Below are 19476 nucleotides of genomic sequence, written 5' to 3'. Positions count from 1 at the left end.
CGAATTACTAAAACTTTTTCCTTCGGCCTATAAACGTTGGGGAACGCTTAAAAAGAAGGCGTAGGAAAATCTTCGGAGGTGAGGGGATGGAAGATAGGAAGGTTAAAAACGGTGACCTTGTCCTCCCCGGAGATTACCTCGGGGTCATAGAGGAGTTCATGCCTGGCGAAGGGGTTAGAGAGGAGAACGGCGAACTTTACGCAACCAGAGCGGGCAAGGTTAGAATCAACCCGGAGAAGATGGAGATAAGCGTTGAGCCTATAACCGACACACCGCCTCTTCCAAAGGTCGGGGACATAGTCCTCGCGAGGGTCATAGAGGTCAAGCCACAGGCCGTAATCGTCCAGCTCCTCCAGATAGAGGGTCGCGAGAACGACAGGGAGATAGCGACCTCAAAGCTCGCCGGAATTCACATCTCGCAGGTCAAGGAAGGGTTTGTTGAGGACATAACCAAGGAGTTCAAAATTGGCGACGTGGTCAGGGCGAAGGTTATAGCCAACGAGAAGAGCCCGATACAGCTCTCGACGAAAGGAAAGGACCTCGGCGTCGTTTACGCCCTCTGCTCCCGTTGCAGAACGCCCCTCATCAGGCGCGGGGACAAGCTAATCTGCCCGCGCTGTGGAAACGTCGAGACGAGAAAGCTCTCCCCCTACTACAGAAAGCTGAAGGTGTCTCTATGAGGGCCAAGAAGGTAATAACGATTCACGTCAAGAGCGACGTGGAAAAGGAGGAGTTCATGAAGGAGCTCCAGAGGCTCCGCCTGCCGGCTTTCATCTACGTCCACGGCAAGCTCGACTCGCTGAAGATAAACGTCCAGGGAACGAAGGACGACATAAGGGAGGCGATAAGGAAGATACGAGAGATTCACAACCGCGTAAGGGCCAAACTTTATCCTGACAGGCGCGGGCTCTACCACTACACCGTTGACGACCTCCTGCGCGAGGCCGGAACGAGCGTCTCAACGGCCATAATCCTGAGAACCCTCGAACTCCTCGGCGAAACGGCGGAGCTGAGAGATAATGAGCTCGTAACTTCCCTCCCCTGGGGCGAGGCGGTTGAACTCGTGAGAAAGCTCGGCGAGGCTCTATCTGAAATCGCGCTCCAGACGACGAGGCAGATTAGAGAAGTGGTGGTTCCCGTCAGCGTCGCCTTCAACCTTGAGCCCGACGAGGTGATAGAAAAGCTTGTCGAGCTCGGCCTGGCGGAGTGGAAGGAGGATAAGTTTAAATACGAACTGGTCAAGAACAAGGAGCAGGCCTTAGAAGAGCTGTTGAAAGCTTTATCGGGTGATGCTGATGAGGATTGAGGTTATAAAGCGCGAGGAGAACCTGCTGGAGTTCTATCTTGAGGGAGAGGACCACACCTTCGCCAACCTGCTCAATGAGGTGCTCCACGAGAACGAGCACGTCAAGTTCGCCGGCTACACCATCGAGCACCCGATTCTTATGGCCAGAAAGCCCCGCTTCAAGGTCGTTACCGACGGCAAGGTCAAGCCGGAGGAAGTCCTTGAGGAGGCCGCGCAGAAGATATTCGACCGCGCGAGGGTTCTTCTCGACGCCTGGAAGAAGGCCCTCGAATGAATACCCTTTTAAGACGTTTTTCTTATTCATCTTGATGGCAGTAAGAGAGCTAACTCCGAGAGAAAAGGGGCTCATAGTCGTCCTCGCCGTCCTCGCGGGAAAGCTCATTCTGCTCCACGCGGTCGGTTTCAGAGTCGAGGAGTTCTCCTTCCGCTGGGACGGCCTGCACTTCATCACCATAGCAGAAAGCGGCTACTTTGACGTTCATGAACTCGCCTTCGGCCCGCTCTTTCCCCTGATGATACGGGCACTCTCGAAGCTCGGGCTTGAGACGTGGCTCTCAGCCTTTCTGCTCGCGAACTTCCTGAGCTTCATACCGCCCTTTATAGTCCTCCGGAGGTGGGGCCCGAGACCGGCCCTTTTCTTGGCCCTCAACCCAGCGTACGTCCTCTTTACGACGGCCCCCTACAGTGAAGCCCTCGCGCTGAGCCTCGCTCTCGCGGCCTATGACCTCAGGGATAGGAAGCCCGAAGCAGCGGGCGTTCTCCTCGGGCTCGCGGTCACGGCAAAGTACTCAATGGTCCTCCTCGCCCCGGCTTTCATTCTCTCCAGGGAATGGAAGCGCTTCCTGATTCCCTTCGCGGTGTTCTGTGCCCTTCTCGCGGCGTTCTTCGTTCAAGTCAGTGGAAGTCCTTTCACGTACTTCGAAATCGAAAGAACTTGGGATTCCTCCCTCGACGGACCCATTGCGCAGGCGAAATGGCTCCTCGGGAGCTGGTTCGTGAATCAGAACTGGCACGTCGGGGACTTCAGGCTGAGGGGAGTACACTGGCTCCTCCACCACTGGGCCTTTCTCGTCCCCTACACGGTGGGGCTGTTCCTGCTCGCGAGGAGGAGGCGCTGGGCGGACTTCACGTTCTCGGCGCCGACCGTCGCTCTCCAGTACCTCATAACCGGCGTTCCTGCGGTGAGCGCTTCGAGGCTCCTCCTTCCGGCCGTTCCGGCGTGGTGCGCCCTTGCCGAGACCGAGGACTACGTTTTTATAACCCTCATCGTAGCGATGCTCGTCGGGATTCACTACGCGGGGCTGTGGCACATGGAGGCGTTCTTCGGGTGATGGGGATGAGGTACGAGAGGGACTTCACGGACAAGGGATTGGCCAAGTTCGGGGATTCGCTCCTCAACTTTGCGTTCTCCCTGGCGTTGAGCGAGTACCTCGGAAGGCCGACCGGCGAGAGGGTTCCGAACGCTTCTTTGAGCATAGCCCTTGAGATGTCTGGATTGAGAAAGCTCGCCCCGCCGAGGAGCGACAAGCACGCGAGGGGAGACGTTGCCGAGGCAATATTCGCCTACGCGTGGCTCGAGGGCATTATAACGATTGATGAAGCGGCCAGGATAATCCGCGAGAATCTGAGCGAGGACGTCACACACTTCACGAGGAAGAAAGAGGCGATAGGAAAGGCCCTCGCGGTTCTCTACAGGGAAATCGGGAAAAGGCTGGAATTAGAGGCTCGTTAGCAGTTCTATGAGCCCCTGCTTGCTCGGTATCTTGGAGAACTTCTCGGGGTCCTTGACCTTCAGGAGCAACGGGACGTCGCCAAACAGGCGGAGAACCTTGCCGAAGGGTATCTTACCCTCGCCCGGGAGCAGGTGGAGGTCGCCAACGCCGTAGGCGAGGGCATCTTCTGGCTCGACCTGCGGGAAGAGCTTTCCAAAGTTGTCGTGTATCATCAGGATTACCGTCTTGTCGGTGCCGAGCTTCACATCTTCCAAGAGCTTCTCCTCGTTGCCCTGGGCGCTGAGGAAGGCATGAGCCACGTCGAGGGCAAAGCCAACGTTATCCCTCTCGACGTTCTCAACGACGTAGAGCGTGTCCTTGACGCTGAAGGTGTTCTCGAGGGCTATCTTTATGTCAAAGGGTCCGACCATGTCGGCCAACTGCTGTATGGCCTCGATTTCGAGGTCGAGCCTCCCGGTCCTTCCGCTCTGCATGACTATGACCTTGGCGCCGAGCTTGATTGCAACATCGGCGACGGCCTTGGCGACGCGGAAGTGCCTCGTGTAGTAGATGTGGTCGCGCAGGTTAACCGAAGTCGGCATCCTGACGATGTAGCTTATCCCGACTCCCCTGAGGGTTGTCTCGATGTTCCTGAGCTTCTTCTCGACGACGATGCCGTTCTTGATTAGTCCGAGCGTGTGCGGGAAGATTGAAACGAAGTCGTAGTCCTTAATCTTGACGTCCGCCAGGATTGACGCGAGGCTCTTGTCCTTTGTAACGAAATGGGGATAGATTGTCACCCCAATCTCCATGCAATCACCTGCCCCGAATTTCTCGGGGGAATATAAAAAGCTTAGCGAGGGTAGGTTTAAAAGTTGGCCCGACAAGGGGTCTAAGGTGAGAGGATGAGGGAGAACATATGGAAGTACGTCTCGGCCGTCCTCGCTCTTCTGCTCGCGCTCTCAGTTGTGGCAATCGCGGTGCTCTACCAGGCGACTTCCCCGATAGCGGTTTCACCAAACGCGACTGCCCCCGCGGTAGTGGAAACTCCCCTAAACGTTACCTGCAACGGGACATCAAGCTACCAGCTCAGCCAGCTGAAGGACGAAGTTGCCTACCTGCGCTCGCTCATCAACGGGACGGGAGGAAAAACGATAGCCATCGTCCCGATTTTCGGGATAATAAACGAGTACACGGCCCTTGAAGTCGTCCCCCTTCTGAGGAAAATCGCGAGCAACGATTCAATCGGAGGGGTTCTCCTGTGGATTGAGAGCCCCGGCGGTGATGTCGGCCCCGTTATGGACATCTACTCCGCAGTCAAGAAACTCGCCCTCGTCAAATCAGTGGTTGCCTATTCCGGCGGAATAATGGCGTCCGGCGGCTACTACATAGCCAGCGGGGCCGACAAGATAGTCGCGAGTCCGCTCGCAGAGGTGGGGAGCATTGGCGTTCTGTACGTTCACTACGACCTGCAGGAGAACTATCAGAGGAACGGGGTAAAGGTTGAGGTCTTCAAGACCGGTCCTTACAAGGACATGGGTGCCGAGTGGAGGGGACTAACGGATGAGGAGAAGAAAATCATAGCCAACATGGTAAACACCTACTTCCAGGCGTTCCTTCAGGCGGTGAGCGAGGGCAGGAACATGAGCGTCTCTGAGGTCAAGAAGTTCGCCACAGGAAGGACGTGGTTCGCCGAGAACGTCACCGGAACGCTCGTGGACGAGACCGGTGGAATGGACACTGCCATGGCGACCCTCGAAAAGTTAATGAACGTTACGAGCGCAAGGGTTGTGATATACAAGAACCTTGAAACTCCAAGCAACTTCGGAATAACCGGAAGTAAGGCGCTCTACCTCGACCCGAGTTACCTTGAACCTTACCTGAGGGGGTGATTGGATGCTCTGCGAGGAGAAGCTTGAGGTGTTCGAGAACGGTTTCGACGACGGGAAGTTCAAGCTCAGGATTGAGTTCTACGGGAAAGACGCCAGGAGGCTTCTCCTCGCGGTGATAAGGGAGCTCTACCTTCCCGACTACGGGGAGGACTACGTATACCCCTTCGAGTGCGCCAAGGAGCACTGGGGCATCTACATTGACCCAGGCGAGATTGTCGCGGAGGAGCCGGACTTCAGCCCGATTAAGTTCGTCAACAGGAGCGTCCTCAACAGGCTCGAGAAGGCCCTGAAGGAGATGGATGCGCCGGCTGAAGTCAAGGAGCGGGTGGACATCGAGAAGGCCGAAATCGTGAAGCTCAAGAAGACTTTACTCGCGCTCGGGAAGGACTTCATCCTCGATGAGAGGGGCTATTTGATAGTCTTCAGCAAGCCGAGCGCGAGGGAGCTAATCCTAAAATACTTGGGGATGCTCGATGGAGCTTGAAACGGCGGTTTGGATTGGCGTCTCACTGGGAGTCCTCTACCTCACGTGGCAGACCGTTAGTCCTGTCCTTTCTCCCCTTATTGTGGCCATTACCCTCGCTTACATCCTCTATCCCCTTCACGAGAGGCTCAGCCTCAGAATAGGCAACCGCTGGTCTGCACTTCTTCTCACGGGGCTCTTGACTGTATTTTCGTTTCTCTTCATCCTCGGCTTTGCTCTCTGGATAAACGATATCAAGCACTCCCTGACCGACTACGTTGACACGTTCTTCGCCTGGCTCCTCGGCCTCAACCTGCCATCAGGGGTCTACGACCTTCTCAACAAGCTCTCAAGCGCGATAGCGGAGCGCTTCAACTCCTACGTTCTGGGCTACACTTATTCCCTTCCCAAGCTGTCCCTCCAGATTATCGTTGCGGTCTTTGCCTTTTACGGCGTTCTCGTGAACGCGAGAGCGATAAAAGACGAGATATATGCTCTCCTGCCCCCCAGCAGGGAAGAACTAGCAAGAAAGCTCATAAACAGCGCAACGGAAACCCTTCATTACCTCCTACGTGGATGGCTCCTCGTCAGCGTTGGCAAAGGTGCCGTGCTCGCGTTCCTCTTTTACGTTCTCGGAATATCGGACGCGGGGGGCTCAATAGCAGCTGGAATACTGGTTGTCATCCTCGAACTCCTTCCGGTCGTTGGTGGATGGATTGTATGGAGCGCGAGTTCGATTTACCTGTTCACCTCGGGTCTCTATTGGAAGGCCCTCGCGATGGGCATTCTCGGTTTTATCCTAGTTTCCCCAACGCCGGATATAGTCCTCTCCAAGAGGCTCGGCAAGAGGCAGTGGGGCGTTAACGCGCTCGTCAGCCTCGTGGGAATCTTTGGGGGCTACATCGCGTTTGGCTTCGTCGGAATCATCATCGGGCCCGTCTCGCTGTCGCTTCTGATAACGCTCCTCGAAGAATGGAAGAGGGCGAAGAACTCTAAGTGGAAAAGCGCCCGATGAACTCGGCGACCTTAATCGCGTCAAGGGTTTCCCTCACGTCGTGAGCCCTCACTATTCTTGCACCCTTCAGAACCGCTATTGCCGTTGCCGACAGACTGCCGGCGAGCCTTTCAGATGGGTCCTTCCTGCCCGTTATCGCGCCTATGAAGGACTTCCGCGAGATGCCGACGAGGATTGGCTTTCCGAGGAGCTTGAGCAGGTTGAGGTTAGCTATGACCTTCGAGTCCCACTCGTACCAGGGTGGCCACTCCGGTCGGAGGAAGCCGATGGCGGGGTCAACGGCAACATCTTCAACCCCGTGCTCCTCCGCTATCGTCAGGCTCTCCTCAAGGAACTCAATAACCGTTCTGACCGGGTCAGAGAAGTTTCTCACATTCCCATGGGCGCAGAGAACGGCCGGAGCGCTGTACTCAGAGGCAACCTTCGCCATTTCCGGGTCGCCCTTGAAGCCTGTGACGTCGTTTATGATGTCGGCGCCGGCCTTTAAAGCTTCCTCCGCAACCTTTGCGCTCGTGGTGTCTATGCTCACGGGAACATCAACCGCGTCCTTGACGACCTTGACAGCCCAAACAGCCCTTCTGATTTCCTCTTCAAGTGGAATCTGGGTCTCGAGGTAGGGGGCCGTTGACTTCGCGCCAATGTCTATGAAGCTCGCGCCCTCCTCGACCATTCTAACGGCGGTCTCGGCAAGGGCCTTCTCGTCGTTCCTCACGCTCCCCTTGTAGAAGCTCTCGGGCGAGACGTTGATGACTCCCATTACCCTCGGCTCGTCAAGATTAACTCCCGCAAACTTCATTAGCACCACCGCAGAGGATTCTCGGGAGTCAATAAAAGGGTGATGGGCATGATAATTCGGACACCGAAGAGGCTTCACCTCGGCCTGATAGACCCAACGGGCTCGCTCGGAAGGCGCTTCGGGAGCCTTGGGGTGGCGCTCGAAGGTGGCTACGAGGTGAAGGTTCTGCCCGCTGAACGGCTCGAGGTAAAGGCTGAAGGCGAGGACGTGGAGACAATAAAGAAGGCCGTTGAGAGAATGAACTCGGCCTTTGGAACGGGAACCGGGTACCTAATCGAGGTGCGGAAGGCAATTCCAAGGCACGTCGGTCTCGGCTCAACAACACAGCTGAGCTTAGCCGTTGGAACAGCAATAGCGAGGCTCAACAACCTGAACGTTTCGATTGAGAAACTCGCCGAGGTTCTCGGAAGGGGGAAGAACAGCGGGGCCGGGATTTACGCCTTCGCCCATGGCGGCTTCGTCCTCGATGGCGGGGTTAAAGAAGGAATCCCCCCGCTGATACTCCGCGAGGAGTTTCCCGGGGAGTGGGCGTTCCTGCTCGTGATTCCCGAGGTCAAGCCGGGCCTCGATGAAGAGGAAGAGAAGCCGATAATGGGCGGAAACTTTGGGGACGTCAACGTGGCCATGGAGATAAGCCACCGCATTTTACTCGGCTTACTGCCCGCGTTAAAGGAGAGGAACGTCAGGGCCTTCGGTGAGCACCTCTCGGCGATACAGAGGCTCGTCGGCAGGCACTTCGCGGAGTTCCAGGGAGGAGAGTTCAGGGAGGACGTGGAGTTAATCCTCGACTGGCTGGGCAAGAAAACCTACGGCGCAGGCCAGAGCAGCTGGGGGCCGACCGTTTACGGTCTAATCCTGAAGGCGGAGTTCCAGAGGCTCTCAGCGGAGCTTAACGACCACCTTAAGGAGCACGGGATAAGGGCAAAGGTCGAGCTCGGCCTTCCGAGGAACACCGGGGCCGAGGTTGTGAGCGAGAATGCCTTTCTGGAAAGGTTGATAAGGAGCGTGGGAGGAAGTTAGAACATGAACGTTGAGGATAAAGTAGTCGAGCTCGCCAAGGAGCACTTCGGAAAAAATTTGGAGTGCGTGCTTCTGTTCGGTTCCAGAGCTAGGAGAACGGCCAGAGATGACTCCGATTACGACTTTCTAATCATCACCAAGAAAAAAGTCGAAAGTCCCGAATTCTGGAAGGGGGTTTTCCTGTTCGAAACCAAGACCGGCTTCTCGATAGACGTCATCGTGGTTGATGAAGGTTCGCTCAGACCCACTAACCCGCTCCTATGGGGGGTTCTCACAGGCTATCGTGTCCTCTACGGAGAGAAAGAATGGAAACGGCTCCTGTCCAAGCTCAGGAGGAAGATAAGGGAACTCAAACCAAAGCTCGTGGAGGGGGCGAGTTCATGGGAGATAGCCCAGCTGATTTGACGTATAAACTGGCTGAAGAGCATCTAAACGCCGCCCTCGACGAGATTCAAAGTGGAAGGTTGAACTTTGCCGTGTTCCATATTCAACAGGCAATAGAAAAGAGCCTCAAAGCGCTTCTACTCTCAAGAGGGATAGATGTGAGGACCCACAAACTGGGTCAGCTTGTCGCCTTGGCGAAAATCCCGCTTTCGGACGACGAAATCACGAGTCTAGCGGAAATTGAAAGGGAATACACCCGAAGCCGATACTACACTCCCGGTTTTAATCCTTTCACGGACTACCGACGGGAAGACGTTGAGAGATGGTATGAGGTGGCCAAGCGGATATACACCAAGGTTGGGGGTCTGTTATGACGCTCGACCGCTTCGTGAGGGTAAAATACAGAGAGGACAACGAGAAAGTTAACCGGCTCGTGGAAATACTGCGGGAGCTCGGCATCGACTGCGCGAGAACCATTGAGGAGAAGGTTGATTTGCAGTTCGATGCCCTCAAAAACCTCCAGAAAAACCTGAAGGACGATGAACTCTTCATCAAACTTGTTATAGCCAACGCGCTCGTCAGCTACCAGCTGAGCGGGAAGGGCGAGGACTGGTGGTGGGAGTTCTCGAGGCACTTTTCAGAGAACCCACCCAGAGATATAGCGGAGGCCTACGCCCAGTTTCTCCCCAACTCGAAGACCAACAGGCGTCTCGTTGCCGGAAAGCTCAAGAGAATCGAGAGGGTTGAGCCCTTCTTAGAGTCTCTCTCGATGGACGAGCTGAGGGATTACTACTTCAACGGCATGGAAAGGCTTAGAGACGACCTCGCGAAGGTTATGAACGCCAAAAGGAGTGCGAAAACGATAGTCTTCGCCGTGAAGATGTTCGGCTACGCGGGGAGGATTGCCTTTAGCGCTTTCGTTCCCTACCCGATGGCCATCGAGATTCCGGACGACGTGAGGATAAACGCCTACACCAAACACTTCACCACCGAGCCGCCGGTTAGCTTCTGGAACAGGATTGCGGAGAAAACCGAAATTCCACCGCTCCACATAGACTCAATCCTTTGGCCCGTCCTCGGGGGTAAGGGTGAGGTTCTAAACAGGCTGAAGAGGCACTGCCCAAGGGCGGAACTCGTTCTTGAACTTAGGGGACTCTAATTTCATTCCTATTCTGAGGACAAAATTTTTATACTCCCGTCTTTAGTTTCCACCGAGAGTAAGGGAGGTGCTCCCAGTGTTTTGGGGATTCCAACTTGAGTTCATGAAGGGAATGCGAACAAAGAAACTGTGGGCTATAATGGCGATAATAATCGCCCTGTACATCCCAGCGTTCTACTACATGAAACAGGAGGGGATAACAAACGAACTCGAAGCAATAGCGGCGATAATAACCTTCTCAAGCAAAACGGCACTCTTCTTCCTGGGAATCCTGGCAATAGTCTTTGGAGCCGGGGCGATAAACAAGGAGATTGAGGATGGAACAATCAGGATAGCCCTCAGCAAGAGCGTGACGAGGCTCGGGTACATCCTTGGGAAGTACGTTGGGCAGCTCGTTGTCTTCGGCGTTGCACTGCTCCTCACGAGCTTCGTCACCCTCGCTGGTCTTCAGTGGGTTGGTGTTTCCATTTCAAAGATAACCTCAGACGTCTTCCTGCTCAACCTGTTGCTCCTCCTAACGATGCTGGAGTTCATTGCCATAGGCTACATAATATCGACCTTCGTCCGCTCGTCTGGAACGTCCCTCGGCGTTGCACTGGGTGTGTTCTTTTTACTGTACATATTCCTCCCCGCCTTCGTCATGTACAAGGCAGGGGAGCATGCCCCCGAGAATTCGAGTATGCAGGAGCTTCTAGATTACAAAGCCGACTACTACACAAAATACCTCTTCTACTCACCCAGCTCCCAGTTCTCCGTTATCCTGGACGCAGTTAACGACTACAAGGAGGTAACGAAAACAGTCGAAATCAATGGGGAAACCCACACTTACACCGATTACAAAGTCGAATACGCCGGAATCGACCAAGCGATGAAGAAGCGGGCGGTAAACGTTGCGTTGCTCGTCGTTATGACCCTGGTCTACCTCGGCATCGCGACCTGGCGCTTCCTCCGTATGGACATGAGGTGATGGTTATGATTACGGTTGAGAACCTAGTCAAGGCCTATAAGGATGTTAGGGCCCTAGATGGGCTCACTCTGAGGGTTCCAAGGGGAGTCGTTTACGGATTCCTCGGGCCGAATGGAGCAGGAAAGAGCACGACAATCCTCAGCTTACTCGGCCTCGTCTTTCCTCAGGAGGGCAGAATAGAACTCCTCGGCGAGGAAGTCTTCAGAGACGGAAAATTCAACGAGGGCAAGCTCGTAAAGACCAAAGCCAAAATCGGCTACATGCCCGAGCACGCCACTCTTTGGGATTTCTTAACCCCCATGCAGACCCTTGATGTACTCGGCAAGGCCTTCGGAATTCCCAAGGTGGAGAGGGAAAAGAGGGCAGAGGAGATTCTCAAAATGGTTAACCTCTGGGAGGTCAGGAATAAAAAAGTCGGCAAATTCTCGAAGGGAATGCGTCAAAGGCTTCTCCTCGCTCAGGCCCTGATAAACGACCCCGAACTGCTCATCCTCGACGAGCCAATGACCGGCCTCGACCCGACTGGCATCGCCGAGTTCAAGGAAATTATCAGAGAGCAGAGGAAGGCTGGAAAGACTGTCTTCTTTTCGAGCCACATTCTCGCGCATGTTGAAGAAGTCTGCGATACCGTTGGCGTCATCGTCAAGGGCAAGCTTGTGCTGGAGGACAGCATTGAGAACATCAAGCGCGAGTTCCTCAAGAAGGCAGGCTACACAATCATCATCGAGACGAACAGGCCCGTAGACTGGAGTTCTGCTGAATGGAACGTCGCTCCTCTCGGGGAGAACAAGTATCGTGTCGTCTCGCCCGAGGACATTCGCGAGGAGCTTCACGATTACGTGGCTTCCCAGGGAGCAAAGATTCTGACAATGCAGGTGAAAGAACCAAGCCTTGAAGAAATCTTCCTAACCCTCGTGAAGTGACTGCGTTCTGTTTTCAACTTCTCAATTTTGTTCAGAAAACTTTTTAGGTTTTAATTTCGAAGAATTCTGAGGTGTTCGAATGCTACTCCCGATGCACATCTTCGTTGCCTACCTCATAGGGACCTGGAGGGGATGGAACAGGAAGCTCCTCGGGCTATTCGTCATAGCCAACTCCGCACCCGATTACAGCTTCATTCAGATGCTTCTCATCACCGGCGACTTCACGAGGACCTTCTTCAACCACGGCTTCATCTCGTTCATTTACATGCTCCCCTTCGGTCCGCTTGGAGTTCTGGGCAACGGCCTGCACCTGCTCGCGGACTTCTTCACAGGAGGGATTCCCTTCCTCCCGAATGGCGTCTGGTACGGTTTTCCAAGGCTCGGCTGGCACCTCTGGGGCAAGTTCATACTCGTCCCCTGGGAAGTTCCGATAGCGGTTGCCGGCCTCTACGCGACTTACAGGCTCGGAGCGGGTAAGGTTCTCTACTCGCTCTCGGCGTTCCTGCTCGGCTACGCCGTCTTCATCGCCCTCAGTCCGCTCTACTTAATCAACCCGTTCCTCTCGACGGGGCTTAGCTTCCTCGTCCTCTGGTACCTCTACGAGAAGGTGGAGATAATAGACCTGCTGGTGGGCAAGATTGTGAGAAAAGCGGAGGGGGCTAAAGCTTAGCCCTCTCGAACTCTTCTTTTCTATCGAGAGGTTTCGTCGCGTCTATGCCCCACTTGGCGGTTAAGCTCTTCTCCGCCGAGGGGTCAAGGGAGCTACCGCGGGCGTTGGGGACTATCACGAGGTCCCTATCTGCCTGGAAGCGCGTCGCTATCGCCCATTCAACGTCCCTGTCATCGTAGATGTCTATGTCCTCGTCAACGACGACGACGTGCTTGAGGCTCGGATGGCCGGCGAAGGCCGCCAAAATCGCGTTCTTGCCGTCGCCGTCGTGCTGTTTGGTTATCGAAACAACGGCGTGTAGCCACATGGCACCTCCTTCCGTCAGCCTTACCCCGTGAACCTTTGGAACCACGCGCTTGACGCTCGCGTATATTTGAGGCTCCTTTGGAAGGCCCATGAGCATGAAGTGCTCGTAGCCACCTGGCAGGAGGGCGTGGAAAATCGGGTCGTCAACGTGGTACATCTTCTCAAAGACTACCAGCGGTTGCTTCCTCACGTAGTCGTAGGTTCCTGTTATATCCACGAACGGGCCTTCGTCGACCAGCTCCGGAGTTATCTTCGCCTCGAAGACGAACTCGCTCTCGACCGGCACAGGAATTCCGCCCAGCTCAACGACCTCAACCGGCTTCCCGAAGGCGAGCTCGCTCAGCTTCGATGCTATCTCAAGCTCGCTGATTCCGTAGGCTGTGCTGGTAGCGCCTGCGAGGAGCAGGTGAATGGGATTGCCGACGACGATTCTAACGTCAAGCTCTTCTCCGTGCTCGGCCTTGTCCTTCCACATCGCGTAGAGGTGCCTAGGGACGAGCCTTATCGCAACGGTCTTCTCGTCCCTGACCATCATCCTGTGGAAGGACACGTTGACAAAGCCGTTATCGTCCTTTGCGATGACCATCGCCGAGGTGAAGTATGGCCCGCCGTCCTTGGGATAGTACTTCGGAACAGGCAGTTCAAGAAGGGAAAAGTCCTCCGTCGAGTTCTTCAGGAACGGGGCGCTTTTAACGGTTTTGTAGGGGGAGGGATTCTCCATCGCGTCCGCCACGACGTGCATCAGGCGTTCCCTGCTCGTGTTCAGGAAGCGGGCTATCCTCTCACGGGTGCTCCAGATGTTTCCGGCGACCTTCCAGCCGTCAACGTCCTCGAAGAGAACCGGCCTGTCGCGGTACTTCAGCAGATAGCGCGTTATCTCAAGTTCCTTGCTCACGGGTTCCTTTATGACAATCAGGTCGTCGAAGGTTTGAAGAATTTCCCTCAGCATGCCACCACCTTAGGCCGTTGTTCCAAAAGGTCTATAAAGCCTTTTTCCACACTCGCTTTGATTGGCCATGCCCGTGGTTGTCCTCAGGATTCCAGACGGTTCGGCACTGGTTAAGGTCGAGAAGGCGGAGCCGAGCGTCTACTTCAAAATCTACGACCTGCTCACCTACAAGAAGGACTACGGCAAATGGGAGAAGCCCGAGAGCCTCTACGACCCCTACGAGAAGACATTCCCCGTCGGTCTGCTTCCGAGGGTCAAGAAGTTCCTCAACAGCAAGGGCTACCGCGTTAGAATCAAGGACGAACGGCAGGTTCGCGGGGTTAAACTCAACTCAACGTGGAACGAGGACTACTCCCTGAGGCGCTATCAGCAAAGGGCCGTTAGGAAAGCCCTGAAGGAGAAGATGGGCGTTTTAGCTCTGCCGGTCGGGAGCGGAAAGACGGTTGTCGGGTTAAGGATAATCCACGAGCTTGACCTTTCAGCGCTCATCGTCGTCCATACGAAGGAGCTCCTCTACCAGTGGGCCGAGAAGGTTGAAGAGCTCCTCGGCGTTAAAGCAGGAATCGTCGGCGACAACAAGTGGAACGAGGAGAACGTAACGGTGGCCATGATACAGACCCTCCTTTCGAGGGGCGTTGACAAGCTGAAGAACGACTACGCGATAGTCATGTTCGACGAGTGTCACAGGACCTCCGCCGCCGAGAAATTTTACCAGCTTGGAATAAGCCTTCCCCAAGTTTACCGCTTCGGGCTCTCGGCAACACCGTGGAGGCGCGTCCGCGGTGAGGAGATAAAGATTGAGGCCGTCGTCGGCCCGATAATCTACGAGGTGAAGGCCGAGGACCTGATAAGGGAGGGCTTCCTGGCCAAGCCCCGCTTTGAAGTCATAACCTACGAGTCGAGCATGCCGTCCTTCAGCGAGCGCTACAAGGAGCTCTACGAGGACGTCGTCATGAACAACGACGAGAGGAACAGGGCAATAGTGGCAAAGGCCAAGGAGCTCGTCAGAAAGGGCCACCGCGTTCTCATCGACGTAAAGCGCATAGAGCACGGCAAAATCCTGAAGGAGATGCTTGAAAAAGAAGGAATAAAGGCCGAGTTTCTCAGCTCCAAGAGTCAGAACCGCTGGGAGGTCCTTGAGGCCTTCAAGAACGGCGAGATTCCGGTTTTAATCTCGACCCTGCTCAAGGAAGGGGTTGATATACCTGAGATTTCTGCGATAATCCTCGCAGGAGGAGGGAAGAGCGACATCATGACGATACAGACCATAGGAAGGGCCTTGAGGCCGAAGAAGGGCATGAGGGCAGTTATAGTTGACGTCGCGGACGACGACCCGCTTCTCTACACGCACTTCATCGAGAGGCAGAAAGCTCTGAAACAGTACTACGGAAAGTACTACGACAAGGAATCAAAGCTCAACGAGGCAGTCACCAAAAAGCGCCGCTCTCGTCAGAGCTCTTGAGTAGCGCTCGAAGAGGTCGCGCTTAGCTTTGGCAAGGCCCTTCTCGTCGGTTTTGAAGTCGACGCCCGGATATTCTATATGCCACAGAACGAGGTTCTCTGGAGGAGCGGGCGGAACCTTCTTCCTGTAAGTCCCCGCGAGCATGGCCCTAACGTCCTCCTGCTCGAGGAGACCGAGTCCGCAGAAGCGGAGCGCGTTGACGATTCTCCGCACCATCTCCCAGAGGAAGCTTTTGCCCGTGATTTCAACCACGTAGTAGCCGTGTCTTGGAACGATGCTGATGCGCGTTATCTCCCTAATCGGGTCCCTGCCCGGCTCAAGCTTCGCAAAAGCCGAGAAGTCGTGGGTTCCCTCGAAGAGCTTGGCGCATTCACGAATTTTCTCAAGGTCGAAGCCCTCATCGACGAGGTAGTAGCGGTAGGTCTTCGAGGTCGCCCAGAACCTCGGGTGGAAGTCAGCGGGAACCTCGGCAACGCCGAGAACCCAGACATCTCGGAGATGGTGATTCAGCACCTCTGGCCTCGCCAGGTCACTCCTCTCGCCGGGAACGAACGAAACCACGTTGAAGAACGCGGAAACTCCGCGGTCCGTCCGCGAGGCACCTTTAAAGTCGTTCTCTTCCGGGCTTTCGATGATTTTTAGTTTGGTCAAAACGCGGATGAGTTCCCCCTCTACCGTCCTCACTCCGGGCTGTCTTTGAAAGCCGTAGAATGCCGTTCCGTCGTAGGCCACGCGGAGAGCCAGCTTCATGGTTGGCGCTTCAGCGGAGGGTATAAAAAGCCTTCCCCGAAAATCCTCCAACTTTCTTGACTTTTGTAAACTCAAAATTCGAACGAAATACGAAAAAATTCCAGCAAACTTGATAAAGAGGCACGAGAACCTAAAATTGGGGTGAGAGAATGGAGGAAGTCTTTGACGTTGAGGTGCTCATAAGTGTTACAAACTTCGAGCTCATGTGCGCCCTCCTTGAGAAGAGGAAAAAGAGGGACTAAAGGTAGGGCTCCGTGTAGAGGGGCCTTAGGAACAGCTCGAAGCCCGCAACGGGCATCTCGATTCCCCACTTTTCTAAAACCGCTGGGTGAATTTCGCCGATTACGCCAATGGTCTGGCCGTTTACGATTACCGTTCCAACCCTGCCGGGGATGAAGCTCGGGTGCTCGACCTCTTCAAGCTCGTATTCGAAGCCGAGATGCCTCATCACGCTGTCAAGGATTTCCTTCGCGTCGGTGAAGGTAACCCTCGGCTGGGCCAGCACGACGGCAAGCTTGCTCTCGCTGACGGTCTTCGTTTCCCTGTCCTCGTCTATCAGGGTGGCCTTGCCGACCTCAAAGAGCCTCTGCGGGTACTCCTCGTGGGTGTTCTGGCTCAGGAAGTCGAGCAAACTCGGCAGAAGCCAGTTCCTCAGCGCTGACCACTTCGGGCTTATCGGGTTCTCTATCTCGACGAGTTCAGCCGGCGGGTTGTTAAAGTAGTCCCTTCCGTATTGGAGATTCATTTTCTCGTATTGGGCCTCCCTGTTGGTCAGGTTGAAGGTCATGACCTCCTGAAGGCCAAAGCCGACCATGAGTTCCCTAACGGCATCCTCGAACTCGACGAACTTGTCGCCCCTGCCCTGGACGGCAAGCTTCGGCTCCTCAGGCTCAATCTCGTTGTAGCCGTAGGCGATGAGGACATCTTCCAGAACGTCCCTGGCGTGCATTATGTCGTCGCGGAAGGCAGGATAGAGGAGCTTTGCTTTACCGTCCTCAAGCTTCACCTCGTACATCATCCTCTCGAGGAGGTCCCTGATTTCGCCGTCGCTCAGCTCTAGGCCGGCGAGCTTTCTTACGTAGTCCAGCTCGACCTCGAAGGACTTGGGAGTTAAATCGGGCGTTTCAATCTCAAAGTCGGGATAAACGACTTTAACGCTCCTAATCTTTCCTCCGCGCTCTGCCAGGGCAGTAACGACGACGTTAAGGGCGAGCATGACCTTGTTCAAATCCCAGCCGGTGACGTCGACGAAGACGTTCCTCGTCTCCGTTGTCACCCTTCCTGTCGTTTCGGAGTTGATTATCGGGGGCATCGATAGGACCTTACCCTCGCTGTCCACGAGGAGAGGGTAGTAGGGCTTGTCCTTAATCAGATGACCGTACTCTTTCCCTTTCTCGTGCTTTTCAAGGATTTCCTCCAGTGTAAGCTCCTCCTCGAAGCCGAGCGGGACGAACTTCTCGGTTTTCTCCCCCGCCCTGTAGTATATCGGGGGCTTCACCTTGTCGAAGTCGAAGATGCCTATTGCTACCTCCCTTCTCCTCCTTCCAAAGGTCAGAGCCACCTTCTCCTGGAGGTTAATCATCTGCTTGAGAGCCTCTTCGTCGAGGCTCAACCCCTCAACGATTGCGTAAACACCGTATGGACGGATATCCTTCAGCCTCTCGTCAACGTAAACGGTAACGTCGCTTTTCTCGACCTCGTATTCCGGCAGGCCCCTCTGGAAGCCGAGCGCCCACCGTATCTGCCTTGCTATCCCCTCAGCGCTCCAGAGGTCGGGCCTGTTCGTGTCCTTGGAGTCGGCCTTGAAGTAGATTTCACCGTTCTCCTCCCACACGTCGTCCAGCTCGCATTTGGCGTAGAGGAAGAGGTCCTCCCACTCCTCGACCGTGAATTCCCTACCGACAAGCCTCTCCAAATCCCGCTTTGACACGTCGAACTTTGGCATCTTCAACCCTCCACGTGGGCCCTTTCGGCCTTTATCTTCTCGATGAACTTCATGAACTCCGGCAGGATTAGCTCCCTCGCGCGCCATATCTCGAAGCCAACGACCTCTCCGTTTTCATCGAGGTCTATGACCACATCCCCTTTCATATCGGCATCAACGGGCTTCTTCTTTGAGAGCTGAACGTAAAGGATATCAACGTCAGGGTCGTACCTTACGCTCTGTGCCATTTCGCTCACCACACCAGCTTTGCTTCCCTCAGCCAGCGGAGGTCGTAGCTGAAGAGGTAGCGTATGTCGTCTATTCCGAGCTTGAACATGGCCAGCCTGTCGATTCCGATTCCCCACGCGATGACCGGGACGTCTATGCCCAAAGCCTTAGTCATCTCCTCGCGGAAGATTCCGGCACCGCCGAACTCAACCCAGCCAAGTTCAGGGTGGTAGGCGCTCATCTGGACGCTGGGCTCGGTGAACGGGTAGTAGTCGGGCAGGAACTTAACCTTCCTGGCCCCAGCTATCTCGACAGCGAAGCGCTTGAGGATTCCGAGGAGGTGCCTGAAGTTCAACTCTTCGCCGACGACGAAGCCGTCAATCTGGTTGAACTCGATGAGGTGAGTCCTATCGAGGACGTCCGGCCTGAAAACGCGCTGAATCGTGAAGTACTTCCCTGGAATCTCGACACCTTTCGCGAGCTGTCTCGCGTCAAGGGCAGTACCGTGCGCCCTCGGCATGAGGAGCATCGCCCTCTCCGGAGACCAGACGTAGCCCCAGCCACGCGAGCCGGCCAGACCGCGCTCGTGGGCGGTCTTAACCCTCTCAACGAGCTCCTCATCGGGCAGGTGCCCGCTCTTCGGGTACTTGAGCTGGTATGTGTCGGTCCATTCGCGGGCGGGGTGGTTCTGGGGCTGGAATAGGGCATCGAAGTTCCAGAACTGGGTCTCAATCATGCTCTCAACAGTCATCTCGATGAAGCCCATCTCGATGAGCCTTCTCCTTATCTTGTCGAGGAACGCTCTGTAGGGTTGCTTCTTGCCCGGGTAAATCCTCCTCACAGGGGCCTTTATGTCGAACTTCCTGAACTCAACTTCCCTCCATTTGCCGGACTTTATGAGTTCCGGAGTTAGAACAGAAACCTCCCGCTTCAGCTCCACCTTCGGAGCCAGCTCCTCGCCTGCCGGTGTAATCTCGACTTCCCTCTCGGTTACAGTTTCCTCCTCGCCGATTTTTCTCCTCTTAAGCTCCTTGACGGGAACGAGCTTCTCGATTTCGTTAACCGGAACGACTCCCTTCTCGGCGAGGAGCTTTAGGGCCCTGTCAATGGGCCTTTCCCCAGCTTCAAGCCCCTTCTCCGTGATTTCGAGAATTAGCTTACCGTCCTCCTTCCTGACGCTCGCCCAGCCCTCCTTCCTGAGGAGGCCAACTATCGGCTTGAGCTCGTCGTCGCTGAGAACCTCCCTGAGGTCGTCGAGCGTGACCTTTCCCCTCCCGCGGAGAAGCTTTAAGGCCCTCCACTCTGGAAGGCCGATTTCGGCGTACTTCTTCCCGGTCTCGGTGAGCTTAACGACCCTCTCGCTCCTCTCGTGGAGCTTGGCCAAACCCTTTGCCTGCAGGCCGAGAACTGCCCTCATGACCGCTACCTGCTCGAGACCGGTCTCTTTAACGAGTTCCTCGAATTTCGCTTTTTTCAGTTCGTTGAGCTTGATGAGGGTGAGCTTCTCCTGATAACTCAGCTCCATTCCAACACCTCCGGGGGAAGTGGGG

The 19476-nt window shown here is 55.3% G+C and carries 23 protein-coding genes; 16 read left to right on the top strand and 7 right to left on the bottom strand.

The features are described from left to right. The first annotated feature begins 86 nt into the window (after positions 1–86). The 5 genes from BD01_RS01620 to BD01_RS01600 are packed head-to-tail and all read left to right on the top strand — an operon-like array spanning position 87 to position 3038. The gene (locus BD01_RS01620; RefSeq protein ID WP_042689262.1) at positions 87–680 is read left to right on the top strand and encodes an exosome complex RNA-binding protein Csl4; all 594 of its coding nucleotides are present in this window, start codon (positions 87–89) and stop codon (positions 678–680) included. Next, entirely contained in the window at positions 677–1306 is a 630-nt protein-coding gene (locus BD01_RS01615; protein ID WP_042689259.1) for a DUF2067 family protein, read from the top strand. Before BD01_RS01620 ends, BD01_RS01615 begins: the two co-directional genes overlap by 4 nt. Beyond that, positions 1296–1580 carry a DNA-directed RNA polymerase subunit L gene (locus BD01_RS01610; protein WP_042689257.1) on the top strand — a complete coding sequence of 95 codons (285 nt, stop codon included), beginning with the start codon at positions 1296–1298 and terminating at the stop codon, positions 1578–1580. The genes BD01_RS01615 and BD01_RS01610 overlap by 11 nt, the downstream gene beginning before the upstream one ends. A gap of 34 nt (positions 1581–1614) precedes the next feature. After that, positions 1615–2637 (top strand): mannosyltransferase family protein, encoded by a 1023-nt coding sequence (locus BD01_RS01605; protein WP_042689254.1) that lies wholly within the window; start codon positions 1615–1617, stop codon positions 2635–2637. A 5-nt stretch (positions 2638–2642) separates the two neighbouring features. Continuing rightward, a complete protein-coding gene (locus BD01_RS01600; RefSeq protein ID WP_042689251.1) occupies positions 2643–3038 on the top strand; it encodes a ribonuclease III family protein in 396 nt (131 codons plus the stop codon). Here BD01_RS01600 and BD01_RS01595 read toward each other — a convergent pair. Next, a complete protein-coding gene (locus BD01_RS01595) occupies positions 3024–3830 on the bottom strand; it encodes a sugar phosphate isomerase/epimerase family protein (protein ID WP_042689249.1) in 807 nt (268 codons plus the stop codon). The two genes, BD01_RS01600 and BD01_RS01595, sit on opposite strands and share 15 nt — an antisense overlap. Positions 3831–3923: 93 nt before the next feature. Between BD01_RS01595 and sppA the strand changes: the two genes are divergently transcribed. From sppA to BD01_RS01580, 3 genes are read left to right on the top strand one after another with little or no spacing between them, the layout of a single operon-like run. Further along, positions 3924–4910, top strand: coding sequence for a signal peptide peptidase SppA (gene sppA, locus BD01_RS01590; protein ID WP_042689248.1), 987 nt, complete (start codon positions 3924–3926; stop codon positions 4908–4910). A gap of 4 nt (positions 4911–4914) precedes the next feature. Next, positions 4915–5394: a PH1570 family protein gene (locus tag BD01_RS01585; RefSeq protein ID WP_042689246.1), complete on the top strand. Its 480-nt coding sequence runs from the start codon at positions 4915–4917 to the stop codon at positions 5392–5394. Beyond that, positions 5384–6388: an AI-2E family transporter gene (locus BD01_RS01580; RefSeq protein ID WP_042689243.1), complete on the top strand. Its 1005-nt coding sequence runs from the start codon at positions 5384–5386 to the stop codon at positions 6386–6388. The genes BD01_RS01585 and BD01_RS01580 overlap by 11 nt, the downstream gene beginning before the upstream one ends. Here the strand turns inward: BD01_RS01580 and folP are convergent. Next, on the bottom strand, positions 6366–7184 hold the full coding sequence (gene folP / locus BD01_RS01575) for a dihydropteroate synthase (RefSeq protein WP_042689241.1): 819 nt from the start codon (positions 7182–7184) through the stop codon (positions 6366–6368). The two genes, BD01_RS01580 and folP, sit on opposite strands and share 23 nt — an antisense overlap. 48 nt (positions 7185–7232) lie before the next feature. Here folP and BD01_RS01570 point away from each other — a divergent pair, with 48 nt between their 5' ends. The 7 genes from BD01_RS01570 (at position 7233) to BD01_RS01540 (ending at position 12307) form a co-directional block, all read left to right on the top strand. Further along, entirely contained in the window at positions 7233–8204 is a 972-nt protein-coding gene (locus BD01_RS01570) for a beta-ribofuranosylaminobenzene 5'-phosphate synthase family protein (RefSeq protein ID WP_042689239.1), read from the top strand. Between the two features lie 3 nt (positions 8205–8207). Next, entirely contained in the window at positions 8208–8609 is a 402-nt protein-coding gene (locus BD01_RS01565) for a nucleotidyltransferase domain-containing protein (RefSeq protein WP_042689238.1), read from the top strand. Beyond that, positions 8585–8962: a HEPN domain-containing protein gene (locus tag BD01_RS01560; RefSeq protein WP_042689235.1), complete on the top strand. Its 378-nt coding sequence runs from the start codon at positions 8585–8587 to the stop codon at positions 8960–8962. Before BD01_RS01565 ends, BD01_RS01560 begins: the two co-directional genes overlap by 25 nt. After that, positions 8959–9747 (top strand): N-glycosylase/DNA lyase, encoded by a 789-nt coding sequence (locus BD01_RS01555; protein WP_042689233.1) that lies wholly within the window; start codon positions 8959–8961, stop codon positions 9745–9747. The genes BD01_RS01560 and BD01_RS01555 overlap by 4 nt, the downstream gene beginning before the upstream one ends. 76 nt (positions 9748–9823) lie before the next feature. Further along, on the top strand, positions 9824–10714 hold the full coding sequence (locus BD01_RS01550) for an ABC transporter permease subunit (RefSeq protein WP_042689232.1): 891 nt from the start codon (positions 9824–9826) through the stop codon (positions 10712–10714). A gap of 5 nt (positions 10715–10719) precedes the next feature. Then, positions 10720–11637, top strand: a complete 918-nt coding sequence (locus BD01_RS01545; RefSeq protein ID WP_042689230.1) for an ABC transporter ATP-binding protein — start codon at positions 10720–10722, stop codon at positions 11635–11637. A gap of 79 nt (positions 11638–11716) precedes the next feature. Then, positions 11717–12307: a hypothetical protein gene (locus BD01_RS01540; protein WP_042689227.1), complete on the top strand. Its 591-nt coding sequence runs from the start codon at positions 11717–11719 to the stop codon at positions 12305–12307. Here the strand turns inward: BD01_RS01540 and BD01_RS01535 are convergent. Continuing rightward, a complete protein-coding gene (locus BD01_RS01535) occupies positions 12297–13562 on the bottom strand; it encodes a UbiD family decarboxylase (protein WP_042689225.1) in 1266 nt (421 codons plus the stop codon). The genes BD01_RS01540 and BD01_RS01535 overlap by 11 nt on opposite strands. Before the next feature lie 73 nt (positions 13563–13635). Between BD01_RS01535 and BD01_RS01530 the strand changes: the two genes are divergently transcribed. After that, positions 13636–15024: a DEAD/DEAH box helicase gene (locus BD01_RS01530; RefSeq protein WP_042693090.1), complete on the top strand. Its 1389-nt coding sequence runs from the start codon at positions 13636–13638 to the stop codon at positions 15022–15024. On the opposite strand, the gene truA is transcribed toward BD01_RS01530, so the two are convergent. The 4 genes from truA to pheS all read right to left on the bottom strand — a co-directional run bounded on the left by truA (position 14971) and on the right by pheS (position 19451). Then, on the bottom strand, positions 14971–15774 hold the full coding sequence (gene truA / locus BD01_RS01525; protein ID WP_042689222.1) for a tRNA pseudouridine(38-40) synthase TruA: 804 nt from the start codon (positions 15772–15774) through the stop codon (positions 14971–14973). The two genes, BD01_RS01530 and truA, sit on opposite strands and share 54 nt — an antisense overlap. A 238-nt stretch (positions 15775–16012) precedes the next feature. After that, complete coding sequence (gene pheT, locus BD01_RS01520) at positions 16013–17719, bottom strand: phenylalanine--tRNA ligase subunit beta (RefSeq protein ID WP_042689219.1); 1707 nt, start codon at positions 17717–17719, stop codon at positions 16013–16015. A 2-nt stretch (positions 17720–17721) separates the two neighbouring features. Continuing rightward, positions 17722–17946, bottom strand: a complete 225-nt coding sequence (locus BD01_RS01515; protein WP_042689218.1) for a DUF2283 domain-containing protein — start codon at positions 17944–17946, stop codon at positions 17722–17724. 5 nt (positions 17947–17951) lie between these two features. Next, complete coding sequence (pheS, locus tag BD01_RS01510) at positions 17952–19451, bottom strand: phenylalanine--tRNA ligase subunit alpha (RefSeq protein WP_042689215.1); 1500 nt, start codon at positions 19449–19451, stop codon at positions 17952–17954. Positions 19452–19476 lie beyond the last annotated feature (25 nt).

It is taken from the genome of Thermococcus nautili (genome assembly GCF_000585495.1).
GTDB classification, from domain to species: Archaea; Methanobacteriota_B; Thermococci; order Thermococcales; family Thermococcaceae; genus Thermococcus; species Thermococcus nautili.
Note: the sequence above shows the minus strand (reverse complement) of the source record. Positions and strands in the feature narration are given on the sequence as shown.